At 69.1% G+C, this 15,097-nt stretch carries 14 protein-coding genes and 2 pseudogenes; 11 read left to right on the top strand and 5 right to left on the bottom strand.

The genetic code is table 11. From position 1 onward, the window contains the following. The 5 genes and pseudogenes from AQI88_RS18035 to AQI88_RS43195 all read left to right on the top strand — a co-directional run. On the top strand, positions 1 to 765 hold a 765-nt coding region (locus tag AQI88_RS18035; RefSeq protein ID WP_079057636.1), incomplete at its 5' end, for a DUF6424 family protein. A 14-nt stretch (positions 766 to 779) separates the two neighbouring features. Further along, on the top strand, positions 780 to 1,904 hold the full coding sequence (locus AQI88_RS18030; RefSeq protein ID WP_066999844.1) for a DUF2235 domain-containing protein: 1,125 nt from the start codon (positions 780 to 782) through the stop codon (positions 1,902 to 1,904). 35 nt (positions 1,905 to 1,939) lie between these two features. Continuing rightward, the gene (locus AQI88_RS43200) at positions 1,940 to 2,659 is read left to right on the top strand and encodes a peptidoglycan-binding protein (RefSeq protein WP_079057635.1); all 720 of its coding nucleotides are present in this window, start codon (positions 1,940 to 1,942) and stop codon (positions 2,657 to 2,659) included. Positions 2,660 to 2,909: 250 nt separating this feature from the next. Continuing rightward, a complete protein-coding gene (locus tag AQI88_RS18020; protein ID WP_066999841.1) occupies positions 2,910 to 3,170 on the top strand; it encodes a sensor histidine kinase in 261 nt (86 codons plus the stop codon). Positions 3,171 to 3,194: 24 nt separating this feature from the next. Continuing rightward, positions 3,195 to 3,661 (top strand): annotated as a pseudogene (locus tag AQI88_RS43195) (response regulator transcription factor); the annotation flags it as partial. Positions 3,662 to 3,701: 40 nt separating this feature from the next. On the opposite strand, the gene AQI88_RS18010 reads toward AQI88_RS43195, so the two are convergent. The 3 genes from AQI88_RS18010 to AQI88_RS18000 form a co-directional block, all read right to left on the bottom strand. After that, positions 3,702 to 4,067 carry a hypothetical protein gene (locus AQI88_RS18010; protein WP_066999835.1) on the bottom strand — a complete coding sequence of 122 codons (366 nt, stop codon included), beginning with the start codon at positions 4,065 to 4,067 and terminating at the stop codon, positions 3,702 to 3,704. Between the two features lie 247 nt (positions 4,068 to 4,314). Next, a complete protein-coding gene (locus tag AQI88_RS18005) occupies positions 4,315 to 5,088 on the bottom strand; it encodes a VOC family protein (protein ID WP_066999832.1) in 774 nt (257 codons plus the stop codon). A 184-nt stretch (positions 5,089 to 5,272) separates the two neighbouring features. Beyond that, positions 5,273 to 6,190, bottom strand: coding sequence for an alpha/beta fold hydrolase (locus tag AQI88_RS18000; RefSeq protein WP_066999829.1), 918 nt, complete (start codon positions 6,188 to 6,190; stop codon positions 5,273 to 5,275). A gap of 111 nt (positions 6,191 to 6,301) precedes the next feature. Between AQI88_RS18000 and AQI88_RS17995 the strand changes: the two genes are divergently transcribed. From AQI88_RS17995 to AQI88_RS49090, 4 genes and pseudogenes are all read left to right on the top strand, one after another. After that, positions 6,302 to 6,949, top strand: a complete 648-nt coding sequence (locus AQI88_RS17995; protein WP_066999826.1) for a TetR/AcrR family transcriptional regulator — start codon at positions 6,302 to 6,304, stop codon at positions 6,947 to 6,949. Between the two features lie 214 nt (positions 6,950 to 7,163). Then, positions 7,164 to 9,833, top strand: a complete 2,670-nt coding sequence (locus AQI88_RS17990) for a SpoIIE family protein phosphatase (RefSeq protein ID WP_066999823.1) — start codon at positions 7,164 to 7,166, stop codon at positions 9,831 to 9,833. Between the two features lie 181 nt (positions 9,834 to 10,014). Then, positions 10,015 to 11,088, top strand: coding sequence for an MBL fold metallo-hydrolase (locus tag AQI88_RS17985; protein ID WP_066999821.1), 1,074 nt, complete (start codon positions 10,015 to 10,017; stop codon positions 11,086 to 11,088). A gap of 241 nt (positions 11,089 to 11,329) precedes the next feature. Beyond that, positions 11,330 to 11,602: pseudogene (locus AQI88_RS49090) on the top strand (hypothetical protein); the annotation flags it as partial. Positions 11,603 to 11,833: 231 nt separating this feature from the next. Here the strand turns inward: AQI88_RS49090 and AQI88_RS17980 are convergent. Continuing rightward, positions 11,834 to 12,400 carry an acetoacetate decarboxylase family protein gene (locus AQI88_RS17980; RefSeq protein WP_066999818.1) on the bottom strand — a complete coding sequence of 189 codons (567 nt, stop codon included), beginning with the start codon at positions 12,398 to 12,400 and terminating at the stop codon, positions 11,834 to 11,836. Positions 12,401 to 12,844: 444 nt separating this feature from the next. On the opposite strand from AQI88_RS17980, the gene AQI88_RS17975 reads away from it, so the two are divergent. After that, positions 12,845 to 13,711 carry a LysR family transcriptional regulator gene (locus AQI88_RS17975; protein ID WP_066999815.1) on the top strand — a complete coding sequence of 289 codons (867 nt, stop codon included), beginning with the start codon at positions 12,845 to 12,847 and terminating at the stop codon, positions 13,709 to 13,711. A gap of 7 nt (positions 13,712 to 13,718) precedes the next feature. Here the strand turns inward: AQI88_RS17975 and AQI88_RS17970 are convergent, their stop codons facing one another. Beyond that, the gene (locus AQI88_RS17970) at positions 13,719 to 14,282 is read right to left on the bottom strand and encodes a TetR/AcrR family transcriptional regulator (protein WP_066999813.1); all 564 of its coding nucleotides are present in this window, start codon (positions 14,280 to 14,282) and stop codon (positions 13,719 to 13,721) included. A gap of 204 nt (positions 14,283 to 14,486) precedes the next feature. Between AQI88_RS17970 and AQI88_RS17965 the strand changes: the two genes are divergently transcribed. Beyond that, on the top strand, positions 14,487 to 15,097 hold a 611-nt coding region (locus AQI88_RS17965), incomplete at its 3' end, for a hypothetical protein (protein WP_066999812.1).

Genomic DNA, 15,097 nt, shown 5'->3' with positions numbered 1-15,097 from the left:
ATCCTTCGCAAGATGAACGACGCCGACCTGCCCTACGGGCCGCGGCCTGTCGATCCGGGGCAGGGGGGCGCCGAGCACTGGGAGATGCACCACGGCGGCAGCCTGTGGGTCATGGGCTCCCACGGCTGGCTGATGTACCGCGCCCGGGTCGGCATCGAGTGGAGCATGCAGTTCTGCGCCGACCCCGCGAAGGTCGACCGGCTCCGCCAGGAGGCCGCCGAGTTGGTCGACGCCTTCCCACGCACCCTGCCCGCCCTGGCGGAACTGGGCTACGACCGCGCCGAGGAACTGCTGCGCACACCGATCAAGGACGCCGACGGGGTCGAGGCCTGGACCGACTCCCTGTTCAACGCGTGCGTGCCGCTGAGCCGCGGGAACCACCAGGGGATCCTTCCCAAGGTTCCCGGTGAACACCACTACCCCTGGCCGGTGAAGGGCGCGGACTTCGTCCGATACGACGACTTCCAGCTGTGGGTGACCCTGCCCGACGGCACCCACGGCGCCGTCACTCCGGTGGACCGCCGCGGCTCCGGCGACGGGCACGTCCGCCTGGCCTTCGCCCCCGAGGGCAGCGACGCCTCCGCGACGATCGCGGAGGCGCAGGACCGTGGCCTGATGGCCGTCCTGCCGGCGAACAGCCCGGTCGCCCTGCAGGCCTTCTCCCGGCAGATCACCCCGGGCCGGCACACCGCCTCCGGTCCGCTGTCGGCCGACGCGTCACGGCACGGCCGCCGTGGCTCCGGCTCCGGCTCCGGCTCCGGCTAGAAGGGAGCGCGGGTATGCCTCGTGCGATCGTCGTCTGCCTCGACGGGACGGGCAACCAGGTGGGCGCGAGCCACCCCACCAACGTGGTCAGACTGATGGAGATGCTGGACGCGGACGATCCGGACCGCCAGCTCGTCTACTACGACCCCGGCGTCGGGACCATGTCGTCGGCCACCGCCCACGGACCGCTCGGCCGCCGGCTCTCCCGCCTGTGGGGCCTCGCCTTCGGCAGCGGACTGCGGACCAACCTCGCCGAGGCGTACACGTACCTCATACGGCACTGGCAGCCGGGCGACCTGGTCTATGTGTTCGGATTCAGCCGTGGCGCCTATACCGCCCGCGCGCTCGTCGGAATGCTCAACAAGCCCGGCCTCATGCGTCCGGGCTCGGAGAACCTGGTGCCGTACGCCGTGGCGAAGTACGCCTTCAACCAGGACATCGACAGGAGCGAGCAGGAGATAGCCCGGTTCTCGCACGCGTTCTGCCGGCGCACCGAGAACGAACCGCTGTGGGCGGACGTCAAGCAGAACAACCCACGGCAGGTCTCGCACCACGCCCTGCCGGTGGCCTACCTCGGCGTCTGGGACACCGTGAAGGCGGCCGGCCTGCTGCGCATGGGCAATCTGCGGTGGCCGTACACCCACCAGTTGCCGAACGCGGCCCGCATCCGGCATGCCGTGTCGCTCGACGAGACCCGCCGCCCCTACCACGAGTTCCTGGTGACGCCCCGCCCTGCGCCGCGTCAGGGCACCGCCGAGGAGGTCTGGTTCGCCGGGGTGCACTCGGATGTCGGCGGCACCTTCGCCCATGCCGAGGGCGCGCCCCTGCTCTCCACGATCCCGCTGAAGTGGGTCATCGACGGTGTCACCCAGGACCTGGTGTTCCGGCCTCAGGCCTACGGCACGACCTGTGCGCTCACCGAGGAGTTCGCCGGGGCTCCGGTCCACGACAACGGCCCCTTCTGGATCCTTGCGGGCCGGCGCTCGCGTCGCCCGCCCGACGACGCCGTGCTGCACGCCAGCGTCAGGCTGCGGCGGGAGCGGGATCGCGGGTACCGTCCGCATCTGGCCGATCTGCAGGAGCCGGGGCGATGGGCCGACCCCGACTGGACCAAGCCGGTCCCGCCGCCCGGTGGTTGAGACGTCACGGGACGGAAGAGAGGAAGCGAGCCACCATGGTCGCTCTGTCCAACGTCCGGTTCGGCAAGACCAACGAGGACGTACGCACCGTACAAAAAGCCCTGATCGCACGGGGCCGCAAGATTCCGGACGGAGCCACCGGCACCTTCGGCGAACAGACCAAGGCCGCCTACCGCGCCGAACAACTCGCCCAGGGCTTCAAAGGAGCGGACGCCGACGGCATCCCCGGCTGCGCCTCACTCACCGCGCTCGGCCGTCACGGCGGCTTCAGCGTCGACTGCACCGGCGCCGCACCCGCGGCCCGTCCCGGCAGGCTCACCCTCGGTCAGGTCACGTACCACGACCCCGGCGACGAAGTCGGGGAGGCCGCGATGCGGCGGTACGCCGGCACGGCGTGCCGCCTGACAGGCATGGACCCGAAGTTCGGCGTCCCGGCGCTGGTCACCATCACCCGACGGGAGTCCGCCTACAACCACCCCAAGTTCCGGGTGAACGACACGGATTCCAACGCACGAGGCCCCATTGTCGCCGACGGGCACCGGCAGAACTGCTCCCGTGGTGCCACCCAGTGCATTCCCACCACCTTCGCCTCGTTCCACCAGGCGGGCACGGCGACCACACCCTACGACGTGGTCGCCGACATGTGCGCGACGGTCAACTACGTGCGCGACCACTATCACGTCAACCAGTCGGGCTCGAACTTCGCCGCCCGCGTGCAGCAGGCAGACCCGAACCGGCCTCCGCACGGGTACTAGGAGCGCCGTCACAGCCGCTCTGTCCCACGCCCGGTTCGGCGTTCGGCAAGGCCGAGGCGTCCGGTCGGGCCTCTCTCCTCGCGTCTACTGCGATCGCAGTAGACGCAAGTGTCTACGGGCGCCCGACGACGAGAGATCCGCGGGCTGCGAGCGTGGCCGGGTGCCGCAGTGGCCGGCACGACGACCGTGTGACGCACCCGGAAAGGCCCGTCGATGTCCCCTCTCGCCCACTGGTGCCACCGGCACCGGCTTGCCGACCAACACCCACAAACACGCGTCCGCGACACGGGCCGACATCACTCTGGACTACGGCACCGAGTCACTGCGCGTCACGGTGACGGACGACGGGCGTCCCGGAGCCGACCAGGGCCCCGGTACCGGGCACCGCCTGATCGGCATGCGCGAACGCGCCGCCGCCATCGGCGGCACCGTGACCGCCGGGCCCCGGCCCGAGGGCGGCTTCCGTATCCTGGCCGAACTCCCCCTCGCTCTCGCCCCGGCCCCTGACTGACATCCCTGCCCCGAAAGGCCCTCGATGACCATGCGCGTCCTGCTCGCCGACGACCAGGCCCTGCTGCGCGGCACGTTCCGGCTGCTCATCGACGCGCAGCCGGACATGGAGGTCGTCGGTCCTCACCCCGTTCGAGGTGGACGAGTTCGTCGTCGAGGCACTGCGGGCCGGTGCGAGCGGGTTCCTCGGCAAGGACGTCGAGCCGGTCCAGCTCCTCGACGCCATCCGGGCCGTCGCGGCGGACGAGGCCCTGCTCTCCCCTGCGGCGACCAAGGGACTGATCGCCCGCTTCCTCGCCCAGCCCTCTGACGCCGCGCGAACGCGAGGTGATGATCCTGGTGGCCACCGGCCTGTCCCATGACGAGATCGCCGAACGGCTCTTCGTCACTGCCGCGACCGCCAAGACCCACGCCAACCGCGCCATGGCCGAACTGGGTGCCCGCGACCGCGCCCAACTCGTCGTCATCGCCTACGAGACCGGCCTGGTCCGGGCCGGGGAGACCGGCACTGATCCCGTCCGGGGTAACGGCATCAGATGCGGTCCGTCAGGTCTTCGGCGTACACCTGGGACAGTGGCTGCGGGCCGACGTACTGCTGGCAGTTGCATGGCCCGGCCTCGTAGCGAAGCGGCTTCTTGTTCTCGTCCCAGGCCGTCGGGACCTCTACGCGTTCATGGCAGCGGCCTTGCTTGTCATGCTTGGCCAGGTGGTGTGTGCACCCGCAGATGGGTTCCGGTGCTTGGTGGGCCGCTTCGACGGCGAGACGTTCCTGCTTCGCCGCGTCCATCAGTTCCAGCTTCCGCTCATGCCGGTTCCGCAACGCAGTACGGACGTTGTCGGCGACCCAGGCGAAGCCCCCCGTCCAGAAGAGGATCAGCACCCACCAGAACCAGTCCATCAGACATCCTTCCCCCTGCGGCCGTCGTCGGTGAGGCCGCTCTGCGCTCTCGGTGCCGGGCATGCGCGCACCGAGGCATGAGGCTCAGGATAGACACTGGCCGGGGCACCTGACGTGACACGCCGATGACATCGACAGGGGCGACCGAGACATCGACCACCCGCGTCTCGGTGTGCACGACCTCCACTGACGGCTCATCAGGAATGGCACATCGGCTTGGCTGAGCAGCCCGCCGTCCCGGCGGCGATCAGTCCTGACGGGGATTCGGCTTCAGTACGGCGAACACCGCCTCGCCCGGGTCCTCCAGCCAGGCGATGCGTCCGACATCGGGCACGTCCGCGGCCGGCATGCGCACCGTCCCACCGTTGTCCTGCACCGCCGTAACGACGGCATCGGCATCCGCCACCGCGAAGTACGGCACCCAGCGCGCCTCGTCCTGCTCGCCCTGCAACTGGGCCACGCCGCCGAAGGAACCCTGCTGCTGGTCGCCGTACGCGATGCTGAGGACCCGGTACGTCATGCCGGGCGCCTGCATCTCCTGTGAGCGCCAGCCGAACAGCCCGTGGTAGAAGCGGATGGCCGCCTCCGGGTCAGCTGCGTGCAGTTCCACCCACACCAGCGTGTCGTCCTCGGACGCCTTCTGCAGACCCATCGCGGACTGCAGGACGGCGAACTGGGCGCCTTGGGGGTCGGTGAACTGGGCCAGCCGTCCCTCACCCACACTCATGGGCTCGACGCGCACGCTGCCGCCGTCGGCGACCACCTGACGGGCGGCATCATCGATGTCGTCGCTGCGGAAGTACGTCGTCCAGGCCGACCGGGCCCCTTCCTCGGTCAGCGGTCCGAGGGCGGCGACCGTCTTGCCGTCCTTCTGGAAGAAGCCGTACCCGCCCGCCTCCGGTCCCGCGGACACGAACCGCCAGCCGAAGACGGCGCCGTAGAAGGCGGCGGCCGCTTCCGTGTCCGGGCTGCCGAGGTCGATCCAGATGGGTGAGCCGGTGCGGAAGTGGGTGTCGAGCATGGGTGTCCTCCTGCGAGTCCGGTGCGGGACCCGTCACTATGCCGACCCCTCGGGCAGGGCTCGGCACACCGCCCCGGCCTGCCCGGGTGTTTCACCCGAGGTGAGGAACAAGTCGCGGTGACACCCCACGAGGATCCGGACCGGGAGCCTCCCGTCCCGCGCCGGGTCGCGGGTTCGGCAGGTGTCAGTCGGTCGAGTCCATGAAGCTCAGCATCCGGCGGTTGATCTCGTCCGCGTGGTCGATCCCGGGTCCGTGGCCGGTATGGGAGACGATCTCGGCGCGGGCGCCCGGTATCAGGCGTGGGACGCGCTCGACCTGCCGCTGCGGGTGTACGAGGAGGCTTCGCTTGCCGAGCACCAGATAGAGCGGGGTGTGGATGGCGGACAGTTCGTCCTCGGACAGGGGCAGGGGGGCGGGGCGGCGGATGCGGTAGGCGCGCACGCCCAGCCTGATCATGGTGCGCAGCTCCGGCATGATGAGCACCGGCTGTTCGAGCCAGGCTGCCAGTCGTGGGCGCAGCGCCTTGGGAGCGAAGGTCGCGAAGAGGCTGGCGAAGATCCAGACGAAGAAGCGCAAGCCCACTTTCTCCAGGCCGCCGGGGTCGAGGAGGGTGACCGAGGCGAGGCGTTCGGGCCTGCGGTGTGCCTGGTTCAGGGCGAGCCATCCGCCGTAGGAGGCGCCGACCAGGTGTACGCGATCGAGCCCGAGGCCGGCCAGCGTCTCGTCCAGCCACTGTGCGGCGCGTTCGGGCTGGTGGATGGGCTCGCGCTGGATGCTGCGTCCGGGATCGCCGGGGGTGTCGACGGCGTAGACCGGGCGGTCGGCGCTGAGGGCAGGGGTGTTGGGGTACCACATGGCGGAGCAGGAGCCCGCTCCGTGCACCAGGAGGACGGGGGTGCGGGACTGGGCGGCCGGATCCGCGGGGCCGTACCGGTAGACGTGGGTGGTGCCGAAGGAGGTCTCCACGTCCGTTTCCGTGAGAGCGGTCGCTCCCAGGGCGTAGACCCCGTCGCAGGCCGCGAAGTAGCGGTCACGCCAGGCATCGCTCACGTATCGGCCGACATCGGCCTGGGGGCGGGGCACGGTCTGGGACACGGTCACCTCCGGGTGCGGATTCTTTGTGGTACGAACGTATCACGTTGTTGGTACGGCTGTATCATCAAGGCGCTGGGCGGGCCCGACCAGTGGAAACAGCGAGCGGAGGAACGGTCGATGCCCAAACGTGTGGACCATGCGGAGCGCCGTACCGAGATCGCCGAGGCTCTCCTCCGGGTGGCGGCGCGACGCGGACTGCATGCCGTGGGGATGCGTGACGTGGCCGCGGAGGCAGGCGTGTCACTGCGGCTGGTGCAGTACTACTTCGAAACCAAGGAGAAGCTGCTGCTCTACGGGCTGGAGCACCTGGCGCGCAGATTCGAGGAGCGGGCCATCGCCCGGGTCCGGGCCGCCGGCCACCGTCCGGGACCGCGCGCGATGATCGAGGCCATGCTGACGGCCGCGTTGCCGACGGACGAGGAGAGCCGCACCTTCCACCTCGTGTACACCTCGTACGCCGTGCTGTCGGTCACCGACCGGGCGCTGGCCGCCCAGCCCTTCATCAAGAACCCCGATGCCGCCGAGAGCGCCCTGGCCGAACTCCTCCGGCAGGCCAGGGAGAGCGATCTCGTTCAGCCTGGTGTGGACGTGGAGTTGGAAGCCGTCAGCCTGCTGGCCATGTCTGCCGGACTGGGCACCAGCATCCTCGTCGGGCAGCGCAGCCCGGAGTCGGCCGCCACCGTCCTGGACCACCACCTCGACCGGATCTTCCAGGGCGACCGCCTCCCGGACTCATCGACAAACGCTGTCGCCGAAGGCCGGTGACGCCACAGGGCCGCACCGACCGTCGAAGGGCAGCGCGTGCGATCAGGGCGCCAGACACCGTGGACGACCGCCGTTCGGTCGGCGATCCGGCTGAACCGGTCCGCACCGCCGTCACCCTCGCTCGGTGCGCACGCGCGGGCGCGCGATGTGAAGGGGAGGAACGACCCGCCGTTTCGGGATGATGGGGCGTTCGCGCCGAGGTTAGATGGGGATTATGGACCGGCAGCGCGGGCGTCTGCGGTCCTGGCATGGGCCACGCACCGTCGCCGGCCAGGTCTTCATCCTGCAGGTCTTCATCATTCTGGTCCTCGTGGCGGCGGCGGTCGCCGCCTTGCTGCTGCAGTCCCGGACCGACGCCGAGCGCGAGGCCCGCAACCGCACCCTGGCCGTGGCCACGGCCGTCGCCTCATCCCCCTCCGTGCAGCAGGCCCTGGCCGACCCGAACCCCACCGCCGCACTGCAGCCGCAGGCCGAGGAGACCCGCAAACGCTCCAACGTGGACTTCGTCGTGGTGATGAGCCCCGAGGGCATCCGCTACACCCATCCGAATCCGGCGCGGATCGGCCAGCACTACATCGGCGACATCGCGGCGGCACAGCACGGCGGAATCGTCACCGAGACCACCACGGGGACTCTGGGCCGCTCGGTGCGGACCGTCGTCCCCGTGACCACACCCCAGGGGAAGGTCATCGGGCTGGTGTCCGCGGGCATCCGGGTCAACCAGGTGACTGTGGCCGCCGACCGGCAGGTACCGCTCGTCCTGGCGGCGACCGGTGTGGTGCTCTCGGCGGCCACCGCGGGAAGCGCACTGATCAGCAGGCGGCTGCGCCGTCAGACACACGGTCTCGGCCCGACGCAGATGACCCGCATGTACGAGCACCACGATGCCGTTCTGCACGCGGTGCGGGAAGGTGTTCTGATCATCGACGCCCAGGGCCGGCTGCTCCTGGCCAATGACGAAGCACGACGCCTGCTGGGGCTCGAAGCCGACGGCGAGGGCCGGCCCGTCAGCGGCCTGGGACTCGAGCCGAGGGCCGAACAGCTGCTGCTGTCCGGCACCCCGGCCACCGACCAGGTGATCCAGGTCGGCGACCGGCTGCTGGCGATCAGTCAACGCCCCATGGCGCAGCAGCCCGGACCGGGAGGCTCGGTCGCTACCCTGCGTGACACAACGGAGCTCAGCGTGCTCATGGGGCGCGTGGAGGTGGCCCAGGAACGACTCAAGCTGCTGTACGACGCCGGGATACGCATCGGCACCACGCTCAACGTGAGACGCACGGCCGAGGAACTGGCCGAGCTGGCCGTACCCAGGTTCGCCGACTACGTCACCGTCGACCTGGCCGATGCCGTACTGCGTGGTGAGGAACCGAACCTGGTGAACATGACGGAGCTGCGTCGTGTCGCACTGCACGGCATCCGCGGGGACTCACCGCTGTATCCGCCCGGTCAACTCATCCCTTTCGATCCCTCCACACCGCAGGCCTCCGGATTCGGTTCCGGGCGGATGGTGCTGGAGGCCGACATGGCCGCGTTCTCCGGCTGGCAGGCCCAGGCCCCCGACCGGGCCCGCAGGCTGGTGGCCTACGGCATTCACTCCATGATCGCGGCTCCGCTGCGGGCACGCGGAGTGATTCTCGGCGTGGCTACCTTCTGGCGCTCCAAGGAGCCCACACCTTTCGCCCAGGAGGACCTCTCCGTGGCGGAGGAACTGGTCGCCCGGGCCGCGGTGAGCATCGACAACGCCCGTCGTTTCACCCGGGAGCACGCCATGGCCGTCACGCTGCAGCGCAGCCTGCTGCCGCACGCGCTCCCCGAGCAGAGCGCCGTCGAGGTGGCCCACCGCTATCTGCCCGCCGAGGCAGGGCTCGGCGGTGTGGGCGGCGACTGGTTCGACGTCATCCCCCTGCCGGGAGCCCGTGTCGCCATCGTGGTGGGCGATGTCGTGGGGCATGGTCTGCACGCCGCCGCCACCATGGGGCAACTGCGCACCGCGGTCCACAACTTCTCCACGCTCGATCTGCCGCCCGATGAACTGCTCTGGTACCTGGACGAACTCGTCACCCGCATCGACCAGGACCGGGACAGGGACAACAGCGAAACCCCGACGCTCACAGGCGCCACGTGCCTGTACGCGATCTACGACCCGGTTTCGGGCCTGTGCACCATGGCCAGAGCCGGCCACCTCGAACCCCTCGTCGTGGACCCGCACGGCCACGCCGAGCTGGCCGGGGTACCGGCCGGTCCCCCACTGGGGCTGGGCGGACTGCCCTATGAGAAGGCAGAGGTACGTCTGCCCGAGGGCAGCAGCATCGTGCTGTACACCGACGGCCTGATCGAGGACCGGCAACGTGACATCGACGAGGGGATAGAGCAGCTGCGCTGCGCCATCGCACACGCCGGACGGTCACCGGACCAGATGTGCGGGGCCGTGATGGACGCACTGCTGCCGACCGCACCGCGCGACGACGTGGCCCTGGTGATCGCTCGCACCCGGCTGCTCGACGGCGACCGTACCGCGGTCTGGAACGTACCCACCGAGCCCTCGGCCGTGGCCGGCGTGCGCGCTTGCGCCGGCAGGCTGCTGAACGACTGGGGTCTGGACGAGGAGGCGTTCACCCTGGAACTGATCCTCAGTGAGCTGGTCACCAACGCCATCCGGTACGCGACCGGCCCCATCAGCGTGCGCCTGATCCGCGACCGCAGCCTCATCTGCGAAGTGTCCGACGGCAGCAGCGTCTCCCCGCACCTGCGCCGGGCCACCACCATGGACGAGGGCGGCCGCGGCCTGTTCCTGGTGGCCCAGTTCGCGGACCGCTGGGGCACTCGCTACACAGCCGACGGAAAAGTCATCTGGACCGAACAGCAGCTGCCCACGCAGGCCTGACGCATTCGGGCAACCGCGTCTTCATGAATTCCATGACGGTCATTCAATTCCCACCTGGTCACTTGAGAGTGACCAGGTGACATTAAAGTTACCCATTCAACCAACTTGATGAAACTTCAAGTAACTCGTAGCGTTGATCTCGGCCGGTCAATGACCTCACCGCATCGGAAAAAGGACAGCCATGATCAACCGTCGTTCCATAATCCGCGGCGGCAGTGCCGCCGCCGTCGTCGGCGCCGGAGCTCTCGCCTTCACCCCCGGCGGCGCCAGAGCCGACACGGTCAGCGACGGGAACCAGCCGCCGAAGACCGCCGGGACGCATTCCGGTCCCGCCGCCGAGGCGCCGGGATTCCTGCCGCTGCCCGCGGACGCGAAGCCGCTGCCGGACAACGGAAAGGGCTACCGGTTGCAGCGCGCCGGAAAGAACGGCTACGTCGTCATCACCGGCTTCGTGCAGTCCGTCTTCGTGGTGACCCGCGACGGCGTCGTACTGGTCGACGCACCGCCCGCTTCCCGTGGCATCCTCAAGGAGGCCATCGCCTCCGTGACCGACAAGCCGGTGACTCACTTCATCTACAGCCATTCCCATCTGGATCACGTGGGCGCGGTGACCGAATTCCCGGAAGCCATCCGTATCGCGCACGCCGACTGCGCCACCATTCTCGCCCTGCACAAGGACCCCGCGCGGCCGATGCCTCAGCGGGTCCTCCACGGAAAGCACAATGTCCTGCACATCGGAGGCGAGGAGATCCACCTGATCTACCCGGGCTCGAACCACGAGTCCGGAAACATCCTCACCCACTTCCCCAACCAGCGACTCGTGGCCATGACCGACGTCGTCATGCCGGGTTGGGCCCCCTATCGCGGCTGGGGCAACGCGGACTACCTGCCCGGCATTCTCCTCGCCCACAACGCCATTCTGGAACTCGACTTCGATACGTACGTCGGCGGTCACGTCTACCGCACCGGCACGCGAGCCGACGTCAAGCAGTCGCGGGACTTCTTCGTCGACTTCTGGAACACCACGAAGAAGAACATGGGAGCGATCCCCTTCACCGAGGCCGTCTCCGAGGTCGAGTCCGCGAACGTCTGGGCCGCACAGAAGGTCTGGATCGACCGCGTCGCCAAGGCCACGCAGACCGAACTCGTCGAGCGCTGGGGTTCCCGGATCGCCGCGGTCGACACCTTCACCGCCGACACCGCAGGTTCCGTGGTGGTGTCCATTTCCACCGACGCCACCATCAACTTCCCGTAGATCTCCTGCTCTGACCGCCGGTCCCTTCGCAGAGGCCGGGGCACGCCACAGCGCCCCGGCCTCGGACGGGTGGGGCTTGAGGTTCGCCGGCGATGGACGGGTCGTTGATGTGGACGATTCCGGTGCGCAGACGCAGCCACGTCGAGACCGGCAGCCAGGGCTTCGGTGATGACGCCGGCGGTCAGCCCGTAGGGGGTGTCGTCGGCCAGAGCACGTCGCTCGCGCGATTCCCCCGGACCGCGTGATTCCCCTCGGGTTCCGGGTCGGTGACCCTCTCGGGCAGGAGGCCGCGGAGGCAGGCTTCGCCGCCTGGCTCTCCGACGCGGCCGAGCAGGGCTGGGCGCTGGACGATCACAACGACGCCCCGGGACTGGTCGCCCTGTCGGTTCCCTGCGCCAAGACTGAACCGGGACACTGGTTCCTCCAGGCTCTGGCTCGCGGCCTCACCGTGCTCACCGCCCTCAGAGGCGCTCGCGGCGGCCTCACACTCAACGAGGCAGCTCAGGTCGCCGGTCTGTCGTACCCGAGCAGCCGACAACGCACATCCGCATCTGGCCGAACTCGCCGCCCCCGTCCACGAGTCCGCCTCCGTCGCCGTTCTCGACGGAGCGGAGGTGCGCTACCTGGCCCGCTCCGCCACCCAGCAGGTCATGAGCGTCAGCATCCACCCCCTGCGCGACGCGCGCGGCAAGGCCGTCGCGGCCGTCAATCTCGCCGACTGACGGCGGCAGGCAAGGCCCGTTGCTCACCCCGTGTCCGGTGAGGAGAGTGCGCCGATGACGCCGTGAAAGTCCCGAAGTGAGAACGCCGCCAGCGGCCGTCGTCGGGCCAGGTAGTCCAGCGGGCCGCCGGGCGCGACCGTGAGCCGGGTCTGGGCCAGCCTCACCTGGCCTTCCAACTCCACCGGAACCCGGTGTGCCGTCTCGCGGCTGTCCCCAGAGGGCTGTTGCAGCAGTCGGGTGCGCAGGCGACGGCGTCCGGGCATGCGCAGCCTTTCGTGGTGGATCCCGAACACACCCTCGTCCGCGTTGTCCTCGTCGGGAGTTCCGGGCCACAGCCGAGCACGGACACCGGCTCGTCCCATACTGCCGCGGCCGCCGTGCGCCGTCAGCGTGCTGCCGACCAGCAACAGGTCCCCGGGCTGCTCCGGAACGCCCCAGAGGGCCCGGCCGCCCGTCAGCGACTGCGCGTTGTCTCCCCACGCCTCGACCAGACACAGGCCCGAGGAGCCGTCGCCACGCACCCGCAGCAGCACGAGCAGTTCACGCCCGACCGAGTCGCCGGCTTGTCGAAAGTCGACCCAGCACGTCATGACACTGCACCACTCACCCGCCCGCAGCGGCTGCACACCGGCGGGCACAGGCCATGCCGGTAGTGTTCTTGCCCTCACCCGCCAGGCAGCGACGAACATGTCACCTGCCAGATGCCACGGCCGCGGCGGAAATGCGTCGGTCACTCGGTGGCCTCTCCCAGTTCTTGCGCCGTGCGCTCGGCGGGGCTGTAGATGAGTCCCAGGCGCAGTCAGTCAAGTCTCATCATCCCGACCCCGGCGAGCCTGACTGAGTGAACGTTCGACGCATGCACCAACCGACGCTGTCCGCCTGGTGAAATTCTCTTCGGCTTACGGACGGCAGTCTGTAGTCACCTTGTTGGCGTGTCAAGCACGGACGTTGACTCAACCGGGCCGGAGCGCAGGCGTGCACACCAGATGCTGCTACCTTATGAGAACGTTGGTTCTCACTGAAGGGTTCCGGCCATGAAACATGGAGCAGATCTCGGCATGCTCCGCACCTTCCTGTGCGTCTACCGATGTGGAGGCGTTGCCAAAGCCGCAGGTCTGCTCGGGCTGTCCCAGCCCGCCGTCTCGCGTCATCTGAAGGCGCTGGAAGGAGTGATGGGGCGGACCCTCTTCGACCGGCTGGGGCGCGGAGTCGCGCCGACCCAGGCCGGGGACCTCCTCGCCGCCCAGATCGCCACTCACCTGGACGCCCTGGAAGACGCGGTCGACGCGCTGGCTCCCACCGGCACCAACACCCCCGTACTGCTGGGGGCACCGAGCGACCTGCTATCGGTCCATGTCCTGCCCAAGCTGGCCCCGCTGCTGGCGCGCGGCGTCGACGTGCACTGCCGCATCGGCTTGTCGCCGGAGCTCGCCCAGGTGCTGCTGCACGACGAGTTGGACCTCGTCGCCGTGACCAAGATCGAGCAGGCGCCCACCAGACAGCTTCACCTCAGGCATCTGTGCGACGAAGAGTTCGTACTGGTGGGCCGGGCCGGAGAGGCGCCGTATACGCCGGAGAACGACACCCGTCGCTTCATCGGTTACTCCCCCGCCATGCCCATGGCCCGGCGCTACTTCCGCGTGTGCTGGGGCATTCAGCCGCCGGCACCGGGCCTGACGGTGGCCGATCTTCGGACCGTGGTGGCTGCCGTCGCCTCCGGCACCGGCCTCGGCGTCGTCCCCCGCTATCTCGCACAGGAGGCCCTGGACGCCGGCAGACTGAGTGTGCTGCACACGCCGGTGACTCCCGTGAGCAATTCGATATACCTGGCCACGCGCCGGGGACGGGAACACCTGCCTCAGATCAGCGCGGCCTTCGAGTTGCTCTGCCGGGCAGCCTGAGTGTTGCTCAACCGACCTGCGCCGATGGGAGCAGAGCCGCCGCAGCCACTCTGCCCTGGGCGGCGGGCCGAGGGGTACCCGAGATGGCTGCGGTGGTCATGGCTCCTTCGGCGAGCAGAACAACATGGTCGGCGACCTCCGAAGGGGCGCCCGCCCGCCGGACCAAGTCGGCCACGTAGCGCCGGAACTGCTCTTTGTGATGACGTGCGGCTTCGGTGACTTCCGGGGAGGTGGCTCCCAGCTCGCCGAAGGAGTTGATGAAGGCGCAACCGCGGAAGTCCGGCTGCTCGAACCAGATGTGAAGCCAGTCGAAGACCGCAAGGACGCGTTCCCGTGCCGACGTGTCCCCCGCCTCGACGTACTCCTTCAGGTCGCTGCGCCATCGGGCATCCCGCCGCAGCAAGTACTCCTCGACCAGTACACCCTTGGAGGGGAACTGCTGGTAGAGGCGCCGAAGCGTCACTCCCGCAGCCGTACGCACCGCGTCCATCCCGACCGCCTGAATGCCCTGGCTGTAGAAGAGCTGTTCGGCCACGTCGAGGATCCGGGTCCGGATCGGGTCATCGTGCATCGTGGGCCGCCCTTGCCGAGCTCGTCATTGCGGGTTGAGTCACTTCCTTGACGCCATCGACCGAGCCCCGACCGCGCCGGTTCACGGGATGTCGACGTTCCGAACATACCTGCCACTGGAGATTGGGTACGCGTGCGAGGTATCCATAATTGTTGTGAGTACTATCCAGTAAAGCAACGGCACACAACTTCAGGGAGAGTCACTGTGGCCGAGAATCAGGACGAAACAACCAGCCTCAGGCCGTTGTACGCCGCCCGGCTGGCAGAAGACCTGAAGCGCAACGCCGAGGAACAGGAGCGGCTCAGCAGCGAGGCGGCCGCGATCCAGGAGAAGCTGGAGACGCTCCGCCACGACCAGGCCCTGCTGGTCACCATGCAGCAAGCACTCGCCGGTGCCGAGGGAGTGGGCGAAGTGACGTCCGCGGGCACCGCCAAGGCCTCTCTTCCCCACCAGGCCGCGCCCGTTCCGCAGACCGGCAAGGTGAGGACGAGCCGCGCCAGGAAGACGACGTCGGCGACGAAGGCGGCACCCGCAGCGCGTTCCACGCACGCACTCAAGGGCGGGGACGGTCCGACTCTGCGCGATCTCGTGGTCAGTCACCTGAGCCGGGAGGGTGAGCCGCGCTCGGCCCTCGAAGTCACCGATGCTCTGATCGGGGCCCATCCGGACCGCGGCATCAAGCTCACGGTGGTGCGCAGCACCCTGGAGGCCATGGTCGCCAAGGGACACGTCCGTCGCAGCAAGCAGGGCAAGTCCGTCTTCTACACGGCGGATCCCGCCGCGGCCGCGGCGGGGCAGCAGCCCGTGACCGCCTG

It is taken from the genome of Streptomyces cellostaticus, from assembly GCF_001513965.1.
Lineage (GTDB): Bacteria > Actinomycetota > Actinomycetes > Streptomycetales > Streptomycetaceae > Streptomyces > Streptomyces cellostaticus.
The sequence above is the reverse complement of the archived record's forward strand: the minus strand, read 5'-3'. Positions and strand labels throughout refer to the sequence as shown.